Origin of the sequence: Streptomyces neyagawaensis (genome assembly GCF_023516595.1) — a bacterium.
GTDB lineage: Bacteria > Actinomycetota > Actinomycetes > Streptomycetales > Streptomycetaceae > Streptomyces > Streptomyces neyagawaensis.
In genome coordinates this window covers 122,921-138,106 of sequence record NZ_JAMGBG010000019.1, presented here as the reverse complement: position 1 = coordinate 138,106, position 15,186 = coordinate 122,921, and the positions used below count along the sequence as shown (strand labels likewise).

Sequence of the window (15,186 nt, the reverse complement as noted above, 5' to 3'; positions counted from 1 at the left end):
CGTTCATCAGCCCTGACGCGGTGTGAACTCGACGGGAAGGGTGCGCAGTCCGCGCATGATGAGCCCGCCCCGCCAGCGCAGGTCGGCCGGGTCGGCGGAGAGCCGCAGGTCGGGCAGGCGGGTGAGGAGCGTCGCCAGCGCGGTCTGCCCCTCCAGGCGGGCGAGGGGCGCGCCCAGGCAGTAGTGGATGCCGTGGCCGTATCCGAGGTGCTGGTTGTCGCGGCGGGACAGGTCGAGGGTGTCGGGGGCGGCGAAGCGTGCCGGGTCTCGGTCGGCCGCCGCGAGGACGACCAGCACCGGGTCGCCGGGGGCGACGTCCTGCCCGCCGACGGTGAGCGGCTGCGTGGCGAACCGCCAGGTGGCCAGCTCCACGGGGCCGTCGTAGCGGAGGAGTTCCTCGACACCGGTCTCCAGCAGGGCGGTCTCGCCCGCGGCGAGGGAGGTCTGGAGCCGGGCGCGCTGCTCGGGGTGGGTGAGGAGGGCATAGGTGCCGTTGCCGATGAGGTTGACGGTGGTCTCGAAACCGGCGAACAGAAGGATGAAGGCCATGGCGGCGGCCTCGTTCTCGGTGAGGTGCTCACCGTGGTCCGAAGCGCGGATGAGACCGGAGATGAGGTCCTCGCCGGGGCCGGGTTCGGCGGGCAGCGCCTCGCGCTTGCGGTGGATGAGGTCCGCGAGATAGCCGCGCATCTTCTTCACCGACCTCGCGACGCCGCCGCGCGGGCCGCCGCCGTGCCGGATCATCATGCCCGCCCAGTCCCGGAAGTCGTCCTGGTCCTCGCGAGGGACGCCGAGCAGGTCGCAGATCGCGTAGATGGGCAGCGGGAAGGCGAACTCGTGGATGAGGTCGGCCTCGCCCTTCTCCGCGAACCGGTCGATGAGGTCGTCCGTCAACTCCTGGACCCGGGGGGCGAACTCGGCGACCCGGCGCGGCGTGAAGGCCTTGGAGACGAGGCGGCGCAGCCGGGTGTGGTCCGGCGGGTCGATGTTCAGCAGGTGCGTCATCAACTCGGCCTTGCGCTCACCGGGGATACCGGTCTTGCCCTTGGCGTGCGCGGGCTCGTCGTGGTGCGCCGGGTTCTTGGACAGACGCTGGTCGGCGAGGGCCTGCTTGGCGTCGGCGTACCGGGTGACCAGCCAGGCCTCCACACCGCTGGGCAGCTTCGTACGGTGCACGGGCGCGTGCTCACGGAGCCAGGCGTAGGCGGGATAGGGGTCGGTGGCGAACTCCCAGGTGAACAGGGCGGGGGCCGGGGCCGGGGCGGGGACCTGGCCGGGGGGCGGCTGCGGCTGGGTGTGCGGCTGCGGCTGGGAGTGCGGCGGGTGGGGCTGGTTGGTCACTCGTCGACGGTATCGGGCTGGTCGCCGGGGGGAACGGGCAGCAGGCCCAGGGCGCGCATCGCGAAGTAGTGGTCCAGTTCGGCGGCCCGGTGCAGCCACTTGTCGGCCTCGTCGGTGTCGCCGCGTTTGCGGTGGTGCAGCGACAGCCAGTAGGCGGCGTCGCCGCTGCCCTGCGCGGCGTCCTCCTGGAGCAGCCGCGTGACCTCGTCCCAGGGGCCGTTGCCCATACGGAGGAGGAGAGCGCCGAGACTGCGGGACGCGGCAGGATGGCCCGCCTCCTTCGCCTCGCGGAAGAGCCGCTCCGCCTCCTCGTCGTGGTCGCCGACGCGGTGCAGGTACGCGGCGAGCGAGTGGACGGCGTGGGCGTCGCCGAGCGCGGCACCGCGGCGGAGCCAGAACTCCGCGTCCGGGCTGTTCCGGTAGTACAGCGCCCGGCCCAGGCTGGTGGCCGCCTCCTCGTGACCGGCCCGGACCGCCCTGACGAACCAGCGGAACGCGTCGCCCCGACCGTAGCCCAGCAGCAGATCGCCCAACTCGTGCGCAGCCGCCCCGTCCCCCGCCTCGGCCGCCGTCCGCAGCAGCGCCTCCGCGCGCTCGCGGTGCAACCGCCCCGCCTCACGCGCCGCCTCGACGCTTCCGCCCTGCGCGGCGATCTCCAGATACCGGATCGCGGCCGCCTCGTCCCCGGCATCGACCAGGTGCGCCGCCCACTCCTCGGCGGCCTCGCGGTGCCCGGCCTCCGCGGCCCGGCGGATCAGGTCCGCGCGTTCCTCCCCGCCCACACGCTCGGCGAGGGCGACCATCAGGTCCGGTTCGCCCGCCTCGATCCGCGGGCGCAGCGCCGCGCGGGCCGCGTCCAGCACGGCCTCGCGGTCGATCCGCGCGCCGCCCTCCGCCGCGTCCAGCAACAGCCACCACACCGCGTCCGGCACCGGCTCCAGGTCCTCCGCGCGCAGATCCTCCGCACGCAGGGCCTCCGCCCCGGCGACCAGCGCCCCGTACGCCCGCCAGGTGCGGTGCTCCTCACCGGCCACGAGCAGGCCCGAGACCCCGAACATGCGGGTCGTGGCCCAGGTGAGGGCGTCCTCGAACGACTCGCGTTCCTCCGTGCCGTACTGCTCCTGCACCTGTCGGAGCAGCTCCGTCGGTACGGCGCCCTTCACTCCGCACCGCGCCAGGTCGACGGCGGCCCGGACCAGCAGCTGTCCGCGCGGATGCTCCACCTTCGTCCCCGGCCGCCGCCACTCGTCGTACATGGTGTGCCCGATCGCGAAGTACGACGCGGCGCCCTCCTCGCCGCTCCACATGTACGCCGGGTACGCGCGCGGGTCGTCGAGATCCTTGAGGCGCTCCAGCTCGGCGTCGCTCCACTTCCGCGGAACCTCGACCGTGCGGGCCTGGTTCAGGGCGAGGCCGATGGGGTCGCTCATCATCCGGCGCTGGTAGTACTCCTCGGAGCGCATCGTGCCGAGCAGCACCACGCCGAGGCGGGCGAGCGGCCCCAACAGCCTCCGGTCCAGCCCGCCCTCGCCGAGGTGGTCGGTCAACTCGTCCAGCCAGACGACGTACTTGCCGGGCACGCCCTTCAGCGCGGCGAGCACCTCCCGCAGGTCCTCCCCCGGGTCGGGGGCGTACAGCCGGTACCCCTCCAGCGACCGCACCCCGTGCCACGCCGTGTACGACTTGCCCACGTACCGCTCGCCGAGGACCAGCACCAGTCCGCTGTGGGCGAGTTCGGCGCGCAGGGCGTCGTCGCAGTCGCGCGGCACGTACGGCGGCACCTCGGGCTGTCCCGGTATGCGCCGGGTCGGGCCCACGCCGAACTCGAGCGGCTCCACCTCGCCGACCGGCTGCCACGCGGCCGGGTCGAGCACGCTGCCGTGCCGGTCGTGCTCGGCGCCGGTGGCGCGGTCCTCGCGGGCTGCGGCGGGGCGTTCGTCGGCCGAGGGCCCCTGCGAGAGGTGGCCGATGTGGCCGGCCTGGATGACGATGCCGGTGGCGTTGCCGGTGTAGGCGTTGCCGATGTTGCCCCCGGCAGCGATGGACCTGCTGCCGGTGGCTTCCACGGACCGCTTGCCCCCGGTCTCCTCGTCCGACTCCCGCCCCACTCAAGCCCCCACGCGTCGCGACCACCCGTGAGGACAACGGTACTAAGCGTCCAGCCCTTCGGCTGCCCGCACGGCGTCGCGGTACGAGCGGGCGGCCGCCCGGAGTGCCGCCTCCGGGTCGACGCCCTCGGCCTCGGCCCGCACGGCCATCGCCAGCAGCGCGTACCCGATGCCGTCGCCCGCGGGGAGCGGGACGTCCAGGTCGGCCGTGCGGACACGGGACGCGAGCTTCGAGGCGAGCGCCAGGCCGGGCTGGCCGAGGGGTATGCCGTCGGTGACCGACTCACGCCGCTTCTCGACGGCCTTGGTACGCAGCCAGTGCTCCTTGACCTCCTCCGGTGTGGTGGCGGTCGCGTCGCCGAAGACATGGGGGTGACGGTGGATGAGCTTGGTGACGATGGTGGCGGCGACGTCGTCGATGGAGAAGGGCGCCTCGGGGTCCTCCTCGGCGATCCGGGAGTGGAAGACGACCTGGAGGAGGACGTCGCCCAGTTCCTCGCGGAGTTCGTCCCGGTCGCCCTCCTCGATCGCCTCCACCAGTTCGTAGGCCTCCTCGATGCCGTACTTGGCGAGGCCCTTGTGGGTCTGGCGGGAGGACCAGGGGCATTCCTCGCGGATGCGGTCCATGACCTGGATCAGGTCGAGGAGGCGGGCGCCGGGGAGGTCGTAGGAGGCGGGGAGGAGCTCCAGTGACGGCATCCGCAGGCGGCCGGAGCCGGCGAGGCGGGCCAGGCCGTCGGTGAGGCGGGGTTCGCCCTCGGCGGTCGCCACGACGACCACGGTGCGGTCGCCGACGCAGACGTCGACCAGCTCCTCCGCGGTCGGGGCGGCCTGCTCGACCGTGATGCCGGCCTCCCGCAGATAGGGCAGCTGCGGGTGGGCCTCGTCCGCGCACAGGACGCGGTCGGCGCCGCGCAGGGCCTGCCAGGCGGGCCAGGAGAGCAGACCGGGTGCGACACGGTGGCTGGTGGTGAGCAGGACGACCCTGCCGGGGCCGGGGGCGGGGTCCGCGGTGTCGGGGGCGTCGTCGGGACGGTGTGCGTTCACCCCACGAACGTAACCCACGCCACCGACGACCCCCGAAGTTATCCACAGGCAGGGGTCGGCGTGCATCCACAGGCAGGGGCCGCCATGCCGCGGCGTGCGGTCGGGAGGCGGCGGACCGCGGTGCGGCGACGGTCGTCGGTGGGCCCTCGCCGAGCGGGTCAGGTCGGCTGCTGCTGGGTCGCCTTCGTGACCTCGCGGACCCACGGCGTCTTGCTGTCCGCCAGGCCGAGCCGGCCGTCCTGGGCGACGCCCCAGGAGCCGTAGCGCGGGTTGAGGTCGACGCCGAGTTTCTCGGACGCGTCGGCCATCGCCTTCCAGAAGACGGTGCCGCCCTCGGGGCTGTTCATGTCGGCGCCGAGCGCGCCGGCGAGCTTCTGGACCTCGACGTCGCTGCGGAGGCTCTCCTCCAGGTGCTCGGGAGCGACGCTGTACTGCTGGAGCCAGGCCGCCTCCAGCGCCTCGGAGCCGCCCGCCTCGTGCTCCAGGTCGGAACGGTACTGCTGGACTTCCTTGCGGGTGACGGTCACACCGGCGTCCTCGAGCGCCCGGTCGAGGACCTTCTCCAGGACCATGCCGTTCAGCGTGTTGCGGGTGAGGGTGCCGGTCTGGGCGACGAGGCGCTGGTACTGGGCGTCGTCGCCGCTGGCGGCGCGCTGGGCGGTGCGCACGTCGTTCACCCGGTTCTCCAGTTGCGCGACCGTGATCCGCTCGCTGCCGACGACGGCCGCGGCGCCTGGATGCGCGTCGCTCCCGCAGGCGGTCAGGAGGGGAGCCGCGGCGGCGATCGCGGCGGAGAGGACGAGCGCGGTGCGACGACGGCGGTGCAAGTTGGCCTCCCGAGGAGATTGTGCGGCGGTGCACAAGGTCTTGCGGTGATCGATGGTAGGCAGTGGCCCTGCTCTCGGCCAGCCATTCGACCAACGATTCACACCGACTTCCGGCACCGCCGCACCGCGAGACCGCCCCCACTGGCCCCCACCGCACACCGGACGCCGCTCACCGTCCGGTCATCCGACGATCGCCACCGGTGCGTCCCACGCGTCACGGTCCACGGTGATCGTGTGGCCGCCGCGGCTCTCCTTGCTGTTGACCATGTACTGATGGGCGCGGTGGTGCCCGGTGTACAGCGTCGAGGCGTACGGCCAGTCGCTGGTCGTCGTGTTGACCTTGTCCCACTTGGCGTACCAGAGGTTGCCCGGCAGGTTGGTGCGGTCGGTGGCGGTGGCGATCGCCTTGGCGCTGGAGCTGCTGAAGCCGTAGAAGCCGGAGCGGTACTGCTTGGCGGCGAGCGCCTTGTGCCAGGCCCGGACGTAGGTGAGGACGGCGTCGTTGCACGCGGTGTTCGTGATGTCGTACGCCTCCATGTCGAGGTAGAGCGCGCTGCCGGGCTTCATGCCGAGGGCGGCGGCCTTGGCCACGGCGTCGGCTCCGTCGGCGGCGCCCTGGGAGGCGGCGGTCGACGCGGTGATCACCTCGGGGCTGGAGCCGCTCTGGCAGGGCGGCTGGGCGCCCACGTAGAGGGGGACGAGTTTCCAGCCGAGGGTGTTGACCGACTTCACCCAGGACGCGGTGAGGTTGGGCTGGGCGCAGCCGCGGTTCTTGCCGCCGATGTAGACGGCCGCCGCGCCGTAGAAGCCGGTGTTCCATGCCTTCATCGCGGACAGGGACGGTGCCGTGCAGGTGTCGAAGGCGCGGCCCGTGTAGACCTTCGCGGACGGCCAGGCGGTGGTCGTGGCGAGGGAGTTCTGCGCGGCGACGCCGGCCCCGGCGAGCACGGCGGCGCCGACCGCGGTCCAGGCGATGTATCGGCGCTTGTGGGACTGCCGGTGGCTCGGCTTCCCGGACCGTCTGCGGCTGGTCGTCTCGTCGGACATGCTTGGTCCCACCCCTTGATCGATCTGTGTGTGCACAGCTAAGCGGTGTCGGCTCCGCGTTCGGGAAACACCGCCTCTGCGGTGCGGCAAACTTCGGCCAAGGCGGCGCAAAACATACGCCTGCCGGGGGGTGTCAGCCGCGCACCTGCCCCAGCCACTGCAGGGTCCGCCGGACCTCGCCGGCCAGGGGGTGGCCGGGGCCCCGCAGGCGCTCCACGTCGAGCAGGAGGCGGCCCAGGGTCTCGTGGGCGGCGCCCCGGTCGCCGAGGGCGAGGAGCAGGTGGCCTATGCGGCGGCGGACGTCGAGGGCCAGCTCGGGGTCGCCGCCCACGTACTGGTTCTCGAAGTACGGCAGCAGCGAGCGGTACTCCGCGAGGGCCGCGGCGGGTTCGCCGAGCTGTTCGAGGCACTGGGCGGAGTCGTAGCGGAAACGCAGGGACTGCGGGTCGGCCTGGCCCGCCTCGGCGGCGCGTTCGTCGGCGAGGCGGCGCAGCTCGGGCAGGGCGCGGCGGTACTGGCCGTCGTCCATGAGCGTGGCCGCGTACTGCTTGCGCAGGGTGCGCACGACGGGTGAGTGCTCGCCGTGCTGGGCGGCGGCGGCCGGGAGGATCGCGCCGAGGATGTCGACAGCCTGGGTGATACGGCCCTCGCCGAGGAGCCGCTTGACCTCGTCGACGGCGCCCGCGACATCGGGCTTGTCGACCGGAGGGGCCTCGGCCGGGGCGGCGGAGGGCTGCGGCGCGGGGATCCGGGCGCGGTCCGGCCAGGGGGCGTGCGGGCGCAGGAAGGGGCGGGTGGGGTCGAGCGGCGAGCCCGTGGGCATGCCGCGCGCCGGGAGGAGCGGCAGGAGCTGCTCGTAGGTCTCCTGCGCGGAGGACGGGCGGTGCTGCGGATCCTTGGAGAGCAGCCGCAGCACCAGCGTCTCCAGGGCCTCGGGGACCTCGGGGCGGATCCGGCGGACGGGGACGGGCGGCTCGTACAGATGGCGGTGGAGGACGCCGAGGGCCGTGGAGCCCGTGAACGGCACGTTCCCGCTGAGCAGTTCGTGCATCAGCACACCGAGGGCGTACAGGTCGGTGTACGGGCCGACCGCGCCGCCCATGGCCTGCTCGGGGGCCATGTAGGCGGGGCTGCCGATGGGCGAGCCGGTATGGGTGAGGCGGGTGGTGTCGGTGTCCATCACGGAGGCGACACCGAGGTCGAGAACGGTGACCGTGCCGTCCTGCTTGACCATCACGTTCCGCGGCTTGAGGTCGCGGTGGATGATCGGCACCGCGTGCACGGCGGACAGCACCGCGCACAGCTGGGCGGCGACCGCGACCGTCCACTGCCACGGGTAGGGGTCGTGCTCGGCGAGGTGGTCGGAGAGGTCGGCCCCGTCGACGTACTGCATGACGAGGAACAGCTCCTCGCCCTCACTGCCCGCGTCGTGCACGGTGACCAGGCCGGGGTGGTCGACCTGGGCCGTGACCCGGCACTCGCGCACGAAGCGGCGGCGCAGCTCGTCGGCCTCCTGGCCGGCGACCTTGTCCGGGCGCAGCAGCTTGACCGCCACCCGCCGGTCGAGGCGCTGGTCGTACGCCGTCCACACCTGGCCCATGCCGCCCTGCCCGATGAGGGTGGACAGTTCGTAGCGGCCGGTGATCAGGCGTCCGGTCCCCTGGGTCACCGGTCTCCTTCGTTTCTGCGGAGATAGTCACTGAGCTCGTCGAGTTCGGCGCGCACCTGGTCGATGCGGGCCGGGCCGGGGCGCTGCTGATCCGGCGCGGGCCCCGGCTGGACGGGGGGACCCGGGATCGGCGTCGACTGCGACTGGACGGGCGGCTGCGGGGCCGGGGTGTAGGGCTGCGGCTGCGGGACCTGCACCGGCGGGTAGCTGTAGCCCGTCTGCTGGGAGTAGACCGTGGTCCGGGCGTACGCCGAGGGCGGGGCCGTGCGAGCCGGGCTGAAGTGGCGTATGTCCGCGTACAGGTAGTACGCGACGGTGGCCGCGAGTCCGCCGAACAGCATCGACATGCCGACGTCACCGCGCCAGGTGGTGAACTCCTCCTTGCCCGGGTCGCTGCCGATGATGTACAGCGTCGCGACGATGTGCACGACCGACAGGGCGAACAGGAACCAGTCGCGCGGTTTGCGGGTGACGGTGGCCAGTCGCAGCAGGCTGGCCCAGCCGAGGAGGCCGCAGCTCATGACGGTGACCACCACGAAGATCACACGCAGCGTGACCGGCGCCCCCTGCGAGGGGCCGGGGGGCTGTTGCGGCGCGTAGCCGTGGCCGTGCATGGCTGCTCCTGAAGGCCTGGTGGAAGTGGACCGCGATGTCGTTCCGAGCGTATAGGTCGACCACGACAAGCGGTCCAGGGTTGTGGACAACCGTTGCAGTCCTGGTCACGCCACCCGGAGCGGAGTGGTTCCGTCCGGTGGAACCGTGTCGGTCGTCCCGGCGGATCCACACGATCGTTCGACGGACCCACCTGATCGTAAGGGCAGTTCGTCTTTTTCAGTCCGGGGAGACCGTTCCGTCCGTCAGTCCGTCGTACATACCGCGCACGAGCCGGGTGCCCAGGCGGCCCGCCTCGCGGAGCGCGTCCTCGAAGGCGGCGAGTGCCCGGAACCGCTCACCGTAGCGGCGCTGCTGCTCCAGGGGCAGCCGGGGCAGTTGGAGGCGGCGTACGTCGAGGCGGCTGGCGGTCGAGGCGTAACTGCTGGCCTGGCGGCTATTGGCGGTGCCGCGCAGGAACCCGGCGACGAACCACGCGTCGAGCGCCGCCGGGTCGGGGCGCAGGAGCGTGAGGTTGCGGCCCAGGGCGGCTCCGGCGGTGTCCTCGTCGACGACGCGGGCGATCCCGCCGCCGCCGAGGACGGGGACGACGATGTCGCCCCGCTCCACCAGCACCGGCTCCTCCCCGGTCTCGGTGAGGGTCCCCGACGGTGCCGTGCCCGCCAGGACATCGTGGTCGGTCAGCACACGCGCGTGCGGGCCGTTCCCGCCGGTGCGCAGCAACAGGGCCCCGCCGCGCGCGAGTTCCCCCACGGTGGTGAGCGGCCAGCGCGGCGGCTGCGTCTCGTCCGCGAGCGGGGGCGTGAGATCGGCGGTCAACCGCAGGGTCTCGCCGAGGCGTTCGCGTACGGTGCCGAGTTCCGCGGCCGAGCCGCCCGCGGCCGGTGGCGGCAGATGCCGGGCGGGGGCCAGGTCCACGTCGTCGTCGAGCAGTTCGATGACCGGCATCGAACGGCTCAGCCCGGGGCGTTCCACGGCCTCGCCGGTGCGGTCGAACGGCTTCCACGCCTCCAGCACGGCGGCTGTCACGGCCGCCCAGTCGACCCCGCCCCGCCCCTCGGCGCCGAGCCGCCCGGTGTCCACGAGCAGCAGCTCCGGCGACGCCGGCGTCCTGCCCGGCCGACGCAGCACCCACAGGTGCAGCCCGATGTTGTACGGGGGTGCCGCGCCGACCGGCAGGGCGATCACGGCGCGCAGAGCGCCGCGGCGCAGCAGGTCGGCGCGGATACGGCGCCCGGAGCGGCGGCTCGCGACGGCCGGCGGCATCAGCAGGACGGCGGTGCCGCCGTCCTCCAGCCGGGCCAGCGCGTGCTGCACCCAGGCGAGTTCGGATTCGGTGCGGGCCGGGAAGCCGTACTCCCAACGCGGGTCGTAGGCGAGTTCGTCGTGGCCCCAGTTGCGCTCGTTGAACGGCGGGTGGCAGAGCACCGCCTCGGCCCTGAGGTGTGCGTGGGCGTCCGCACGGAGGCTGTCCCCGGCGGCGGTGCGGATGGCGCTCTTGGTGCGCAGGGCGAGCCGCAGCGCGGTGAGGGCGGCCAGTTCCGGGGCGCTGTCCTGGCCGTGGAGCTCCTGGCCGGGGCGGGGTGCGACGGCGCGCAGGAGGGCGCCGGTGCCGCAGGCCGGGTCGAACACGGTGCGGGCGGGCCCGGCGAGTTCGGCCATCAGCTCGGCCAGCTCGCCCGGAGTGAGCGTGTACTGGCGGGGGTTGGCGTCGAGATGGCGGGCCAGCAGGAACTCGAAGGTCTGCCGCGCGCCCAGGTCCGCCGCGAGCTCCGTGGCGCCCCGCAGCAGCGGGATCGAGGGCCGCAGCTCGGCGGCCGTGGGTGCATGCACGGCGGGCTCACCGGCCGGGCCGAAACGCGGGCCGAGAAGCTGCGCGAGGTGGTCGGCCAGAACTCCGGCCAGCTGTTCGTCGTCGCCCGTGGCGCTCGACTCCAGCCAGGCCAGGGGCCGGTCGTGGAGGTACAGCAGGGCGCAGCCGGCGTGCACCAGTGCCGTGACGGGGCCGTCGGGGTGGCCGGTGACCTGCTGCCAGACCCGCTCCTTGAGCGGGACCTCGGCGAGCTTGCCCTGCTTGCGCAGCCACTCCTCGACGTCGGTCAGCGCGAAGGACGGGCTGGTCTCGGTGCCGCCGACCGGCCTGGGGAAGTCGGCATGGCGGCGGCGCCAGTTGCTGACGGCGGCGCGGCCGACGCCGGCGAGCCGCGCGATCTCCGCGGCGGTGACCTCTGTCCCGTTGTCCTGCACGCGCCCGGCTCCCCTCGTACCTGGTGTGTGGCGTTGAGCATACCGACGCACGCAAGATCTACCGCTTCACGCCGTGTACGCACTCGTTATCGTGAACCGTGTTGACTCGGTTCACAAGCTCTGCTGTGATTAACCCATCGAACGACGGACCGCCCGCCTCGGGTGGTCACACCTCGTCGTGCGGTCACCCACCAGGAGAGGAGGCACGACCATGGGCATGAAAGCGCAGCTCGCACTGCATGCGGCGGTCGGTCTCCTCGTCATCGGAGTGGTCTCGGCGAACGCCGGGAGCGGTGACAGTGCCTCCTACGGCACCGGATCCGCCGACCGCTTCAAGACCTTTGTGAACACTCACGGCACCTCCGCCGAGAGAGTCGCCGTCTCGCATGTCACCGACGTGCACAGACCCGCGCCACCCGCGGGCGGGACCGACTCCGCCGACGTTCTCACGGACCTCACCGGCGGCCCACCGGGCGGCGGCACCCGCCCCGCCCGGCTGATCGCCGCCGCCTTCGCCGACTGGAAGCACGACGAGCGGGGCCACGTCACGGTTTACGGCGCGGCGGGCGAGCAACTCGCCACCCGCGCCTACTGACAGACACCTCCGCCCGTCGGGCGGGTGGTCACCGCCCGTCGATCCGAGATCACCGCTCACCGCTCACGTCCGCCGCCGCACGCACACCCGTGCCCGCGTGCGGCGGCGGCACCGCTCACCCATCACATCCCAGGGGGACCTCCCATGCGTCGCACCGCACTCGCCGCTCTCTGCATCGCCGCAGCGGCCACCTTCTCGCTCACCGGCTGCCTGCCCGGCGAGGACAAGTCGAACGAGCCGTTCTCCGGCCTGAGCGGCGGCGAGATCGCCGACAAGGCCGTGAAGGCCACCTCCGACGCCGACTCGCTCCGGATGAAGGGCGAGATCCAGGACGACAGCGCCGGCGGCACGATCAACCTCGACATGGCCCTCAACAAGAAGGGCGACTGCGCCGGCACGATCGGCATGAAGGACGGCAAGGCCGACCTGATCAAGACCGGCGACACGATCTACATGAAGTACGACGAGGCGTTCCTGCGCGCCCAGGGCGGCGGTTCCTCCAAGGAGGAGACCGACATGATCGTGGAGATGCTGGCCGGCAAGTGGACCAAGACGTCCGCGACCGCCGAGGACTCCAAGGAGATGGCCAGCTTCTGCGACCTGGACACCGTGCTCGCCGACTTCGAGGACACCAACTCCGACGCCGAGCGCGGCAAGACCACCACGGTCGACGGCACCCCCGCGATCCTCCTCCACGAGAAGGACGGCAAGGACCGGTACACCCTGTCCGTCGCCACCAAGGGCAAGCCGTACCTCCTGCGGGTCGTGAGCAAGTCCGCCAAGGAGCCGGGCGACATGAGCTTCACCGACTACAACAAGCCGGTCCCGGCCGACGCCCCCAAGGGCAAGGTCATCGACCTGGACAAGGACTTGAGCTGAGCCAACACCCCGGGGCTCGCATCGGGCACGACCCGCACGAGCCCCGGGGCGCGGGAGACAGGCACACCGCACAAGCCCCCGCCGCGCGCGCGAGCCCCACGGCGTCCGAGCCGCCCCGCGCTCAGCACGCCACGGTGCACGCCCTGGACGACCTGGACGACCTGGACGCCCTGGGTCGACGGCCTTCTCCGGCGCTCGGTACAGCGATCCCTCAGGGCCTCAGTCCGCGTGGAAGCGGGCCGGGGCCTTGGTCGGGTTGCCGCCGCCGGGGAGCTTCTGGTCGGGGCAGGCGCTCAGCACCCGCTTCATCGCGGACTGTTCGGCCGAGGTGACCCACAGCTCGTACTTCTTCTTCACGGCGACCTGGGCGGCCACATACGTGCACCGGTAGGCCTTGTTGGGCGGGAGCCAGGTGGCCGCGTCGCCGTCGCCCTTGCCACGGTTGGTGCCCGCGTCGACCGCGAGGAGGTTGAGCGGGTCGTTGGCCAGGGCTATGCGCTTGCTGTCGTCCCACTTCTGGGCGCCCTTCTGCCAGGCGTCGGACAGGGCCACGATGTGGTCTATGTCGATCTGGCTGCGGCCCCGCACGAACGACACGTCCTCGCCGGTGTACGGGTCCGGGTCGAGCACACCGGAGGCCACCCGGCAGTCCCCGTCGCGGAACTTCACGTCCTCCAGGTCGCGTCGGAGTATGTCGTCCCGGGTGTCGCAGTCATTGGAGTCGGTGTCGGCCCAGGGGCTGCCGAACTCCTCCCGGTCGTAACCGGTCTTCGGCGCACGGCCCTTGACGGTCAGGGACTCCGCCGCGGCCAGAGCGGGGCCTCCCCCGCCCGGGTTGTCCGCCGGCCCCGCGGAACCCTCCGTGCCCGGTTCACAGCCGCTCACGGCGGCGACCAGTACCAGGGAGGCGACGGCCACCCCACCCCTCAGACGCACCACGCGACCCTCCTCACTGTCCTTGCTGGTTGCTTCGGTCCGGTTGCCCTGCCTGTGTTCCCTGCCCACTCCGGCCGACACCGTAGCCCCCGTGGGTAAGGGGCGGATCGGCAGGCGCCGGCTCCGGGCTCACACCTTGCCTATCCCCAGCGTCGTCTCCGACGGCAGCAGCCCCGAGCCGATCGCGGCGACCCAGAACTCACCCAGCAGGTCGGCGAGTCGCGCGGTGTTCGCCGGGCCGAGCAACCGCCAGGGCGCGGAGGCCAGTCGGTCGGTGTGCCGCTCGACCTCCCGGCGCAGGCTCCGGCCGGCTTCCGTGGCCGTACCGTCGGCGTCGACCAGTCCGCGTGCGGCAAGGCGGTCGCGGGCGGCCGACCATTCGGCCGGGGTCCAGCCCCGGCTCTCGAAGCGTGCCTCCGATGCCGCGCCTATCGCCGCGAAGGAGACGAGGGATTCGGCGGGGTCGAGGTCCGCGATCAGCAGGGCCGCGAGGTGACCGTCCCCCCGGTGCTCGCGCAGGATCGTCGCCGCCCGCCAGAGCTGGAGGTGCGCGGGCTCGGGCCAGGGCAGTTCGGCGTTGGCAGCGGCCAGCGGGCGGCCCGCGGTACTCACGGACTCGGCGGCGCGGCGGGCCAGGGCGGCAGCCTCCGCGAGTTCGGGACTGTGCGTACGCTCGCCGAACAACCCGCGGTACATGAGGTCGACCGCCCGGTCCCGAGCCGCGAGCACGGCCTCCGGGCTCGCGGTCCGCCAGGCCTGCTCGATGTGCTCGGCGACCATGCGCGGGCTGAAGCTGTAGAAGGCGGAGGCCACCCGCTCGCTCCCGGCCGCGCCCAACGGGGCCGCCCGGTAGGCGAAGTAGCTGGGCCAGCGCTCCGTCACGTCGTATCCCAGCGCGGCGGCCTCCTCGAAGGTTTCCGGCGCGTAGTAGAAGACGGCGTGCAGCGGCTCCAGCAGGTGCCACATCCGGCGGACCTCGCCCAGCGCGACGCCGCCGCCCTCACCCCGGCCCTCATCCACACCCACACCACTCGCGTTGACGCTGACGCTGACGTTCTCGGACATGGCACATCCCCCTCGCCGCTCCCCCGGCCCCTACGACCGAGTCAGAACTTGTCACTGACAAGATTGCCCGACCGGCCGCAAACTTGTCAACGACAAGATTGGGCGTACGCTGACCCCATGCCGCGCACCAACTCCCCGGACGACGACCGTCCTGACAGTCCAGACCGTCCTGACACCCCAGACCGTCCCGACACCCCAGGCCGTCCCGACCGCCCCTACCACCACGGCGATCTACGGCGCGCGATCCTCCGCGCCGCGCTCGATGTCATCGCCGCCGACGGGCCTTCCGCGCTCAGCCTGCGGGACCTGGCCCGCCGCGCGGGCGTCTCGCACGCGGCGCCGGCGCACCACTTCAAGGACCGCACGGGGCTGCTCACGGCGATCGCGGCGGAGGGCCACGCGCTCCTGGCCAGCACGCTCACCGAGGCCGCCGACCTGCGGGACGCGGGCGTCCGCTACGTCCGCTTCGCCCGTGAGCACCCGGCCCATTTCCAGGTGATGTTCCGCCCGGAGCTGCTCCGCGAGGGCGACCTCGAACTGACCACCGCCCGCGCCCTGTCGGGCGAGCGGCTGCGCGACGCGGTCAGCACGGCCCGCCCCGACTTCGGCGGGGCGGACCCCCGGCTGGCCGGCATCGCCGCCTGGTCCCTCTCCCACGGCTTTGCGACGCTGCTCCTCAGCCACAACCTCGACGCGGTGGTCGGCGACCGGGACCCGGAGGACGTCTTCCGCACGGCGACGGAGCTGCTGTTCCCGTCCACAGGACGGTGACCACCGCCGTCATCGAAAACAGAAACAGCGGGGACCAGCGGG

The 15,186-nt window shown here is 72.8% G+C and carries 13 protein-coding genes; 3 read left to right on the top strand and 10 right to left on the bottom strand.

Going from position 1 to position 15,186, the window contains the following annotated elements; genetic code table 11:
- Positions 1-6: 6 nt before the first annotated feature.
- From M8J73_RS10700 to M8J73_RS10665, 8 genes are all read right to left on the bottom strand, one after another.
- Positions 7-1,341, bottom strand: coding sequence for a cytochrome P450 family protein (locus M8J73_RS10700; protein WP_372503927.1), 1,335 nt, complete (start codon positions 1,339-1,341; stop codon positions 7-9).
- Entirely contained in the window at positions 1,338-3,449 is a 2,112-nt protein-coding gene (locus M8J73_RS10695; RefSeq protein WP_055542390.1) for a tetratricopeptide repeat protein, read from the bottom strand. Before M8J73_RS10695 ends, M8J73_RS10700 begins: the two co-directional genes overlap by 4 nt.
- A 42-nt stretch (positions 3,450-3,491) precedes the next feature.
- Positions 3,492-4,496: a nucleoside triphosphate pyrophosphohydrolase gene (locus tag M8J73_RS10690; protein ID WP_249828527.1), complete on the bottom strand. Its 1,005-nt coding sequence runs from the start codon at positions 4,494-4,496 to the stop codon at positions 3,492-3,494.
- Between the two features lie 158 nt (positions 4,497-4,654).
- Complete coding sequence (locus tag M8J73_RS10685) at positions 4,655-5,323, bottom strand: SurA N-terminal domain-containing protein (protein ID WP_249828526.1); 669 nt, start codon at positions 5,321-5,323, stop codon at positions 4,655-4,657.
- Between the two features lie 180 nt (positions 5,324-5,503).
- Complete coding sequence (locus M8J73_RS10680; RefSeq protein WP_055543045.1) at positions 5,504-6,370, bottom strand: glycoside hydrolase domain-containing protein; 867 nt, start codon at positions 6,368-6,370, stop codon at positions 5,504-5,506.
- Positions 6,371-6,503: 133 nt separating this feature from the next.
- The gene (locus M8J73_RS10675) at positions 6,504-7,997 is read right to left on the bottom strand and encodes a serine/threonine-protein kinase (RefSeq protein ID WP_274757630.1); all 1,494 of its coding nucleotides are present in this window, start codon (positions 7,995-7,997) and stop codon (positions 6,504-6,506) included.
- A 38-nt stretch (positions 7,998-8,035) separates the two neighbouring features.
- Positions 8,036-8,653, bottom strand: a complete 618-nt coding sequence (locus M8J73_RS10670) for a hypothetical protein (protein WP_063799333.1) — start codon at positions 8,651-8,653, stop codon at positions 8,036-8,038.
- Between the two features lie 217 nt (positions 8,654-8,870).
- Positions 8,871-10,898, bottom strand: coding sequence for an N-6 DNA methylase (locus M8J73_RS10665; protein WP_055542640.1), 2,028 nt, complete (start codon positions 10,896-10,898; stop codon positions 8,871-8,873).
- 211 nt (positions 10,899-11,109) lie between these two features.
- On the opposite strand from M8J73_RS10665, the gene M8J73_RS10660 reads away from it, so the two are divergent.
- A complete protein-coding gene (locus tag M8J73_RS10660) occupies positions 11,110-11,493 on the top strand; it encodes a hypothetical protein (protein WP_055542639.1) in 384 nt (127 codons plus the stop codon).
- Between the two features lie 144 nt (positions 11,494-11,637).
- Complete coding sequence (locus M8J73_RS10655) at positions 11,638-12,372, top strand: hypothetical protein (RefSeq protein WP_055542638.1); 735 nt, start codon at positions 11,638-11,640, stop codon at positions 12,370-12,372.
- 219 nt (positions 12,373-12,591) lie between these two features.
- Here the strand turns inward: M8J73_RS10655 and M8J73_RS10650 are convergent, their stop codons facing one another.
- Entirely contained in the window at positions 12,592-13,311 is a 720-nt protein-coding gene (locus M8J73_RS10650) for an HNH endonuclease family protein (RefSeq protein ID WP_055542637.1), read from the bottom strand.
- 126 nt (positions 13,312-13,437) lie between these two features.
- Complete coding sequence (locus M8J73_RS10645) at positions 13,438-14,274, bottom strand: SCO6745 family protein (RefSeq protein ID WP_249828551.1); 837 nt, start codon at positions 14,272-14,274, stop codon at positions 13,438-13,440.
- A gap of 216 nt (positions 14,275-14,490) precedes the next feature.
- Between M8J73_RS10645 and M8J73_RS10640 the strand changes: the two genes are divergently transcribed.
- A complete protein-coding gene (locus M8J73_RS10640; protein ID WP_079055086.1) occupies positions 14,491-15,144 on the top strand; it encodes a TetR/AcrR family transcriptional regulator in 654 nt (217 codons plus the stop codon).
- Positions 15,145-15,186 lie beyond the last annotated feature (42 nt).

Excerpts from the sequence above, each read along its gene's own strand:
- M8J73_RS10680 (WP_055543045.1), bottom strand. The coding sequence starts at position 6,370 with ATGTCCGACGAGACGACCAGCCGCAGACGGTCCGGGAAGCCGAGCCAC.
- M8J73_RS10670 (WP_063799333.1), bottom strand. The coding sequence starts at position 8,653 with ATGCACGGCCACGGCTACGCGCCGCAACAGCCCCCCGGCCCCTCGCAG.
- M8J73_RS10660 (WP_055542639.1), top strand. The coding sequence starts at position 11,110 with ATGGGCATGAAAGCGCAGCTCGCACTGCATGCGGCGGTCGGTCTCCTC.
- M8J73_RS10655 (WP_055542638.1), top strand. The coding sequence starts at position 11,638 with ATGCGTCGCACCGCACTCGCCGCTCTCTGCATCGCCGCAGCGGCCACC.
- M8J73_RS10645 (WP_249828551.1), bottom strand. The coding sequence starts at position 14,274 with ATGTGGCACCTGCTGGAGCCGCTGCACGCCGTCTTCTACTACGCGCCG.
- M8J73_RS10640 (WP_079055086.1), top strand. The coding sequence starts at position 14,491 with ATGCCGCGCACCAACTCCCCGGACGACGACCGTCCTGACAGTCCAGAC.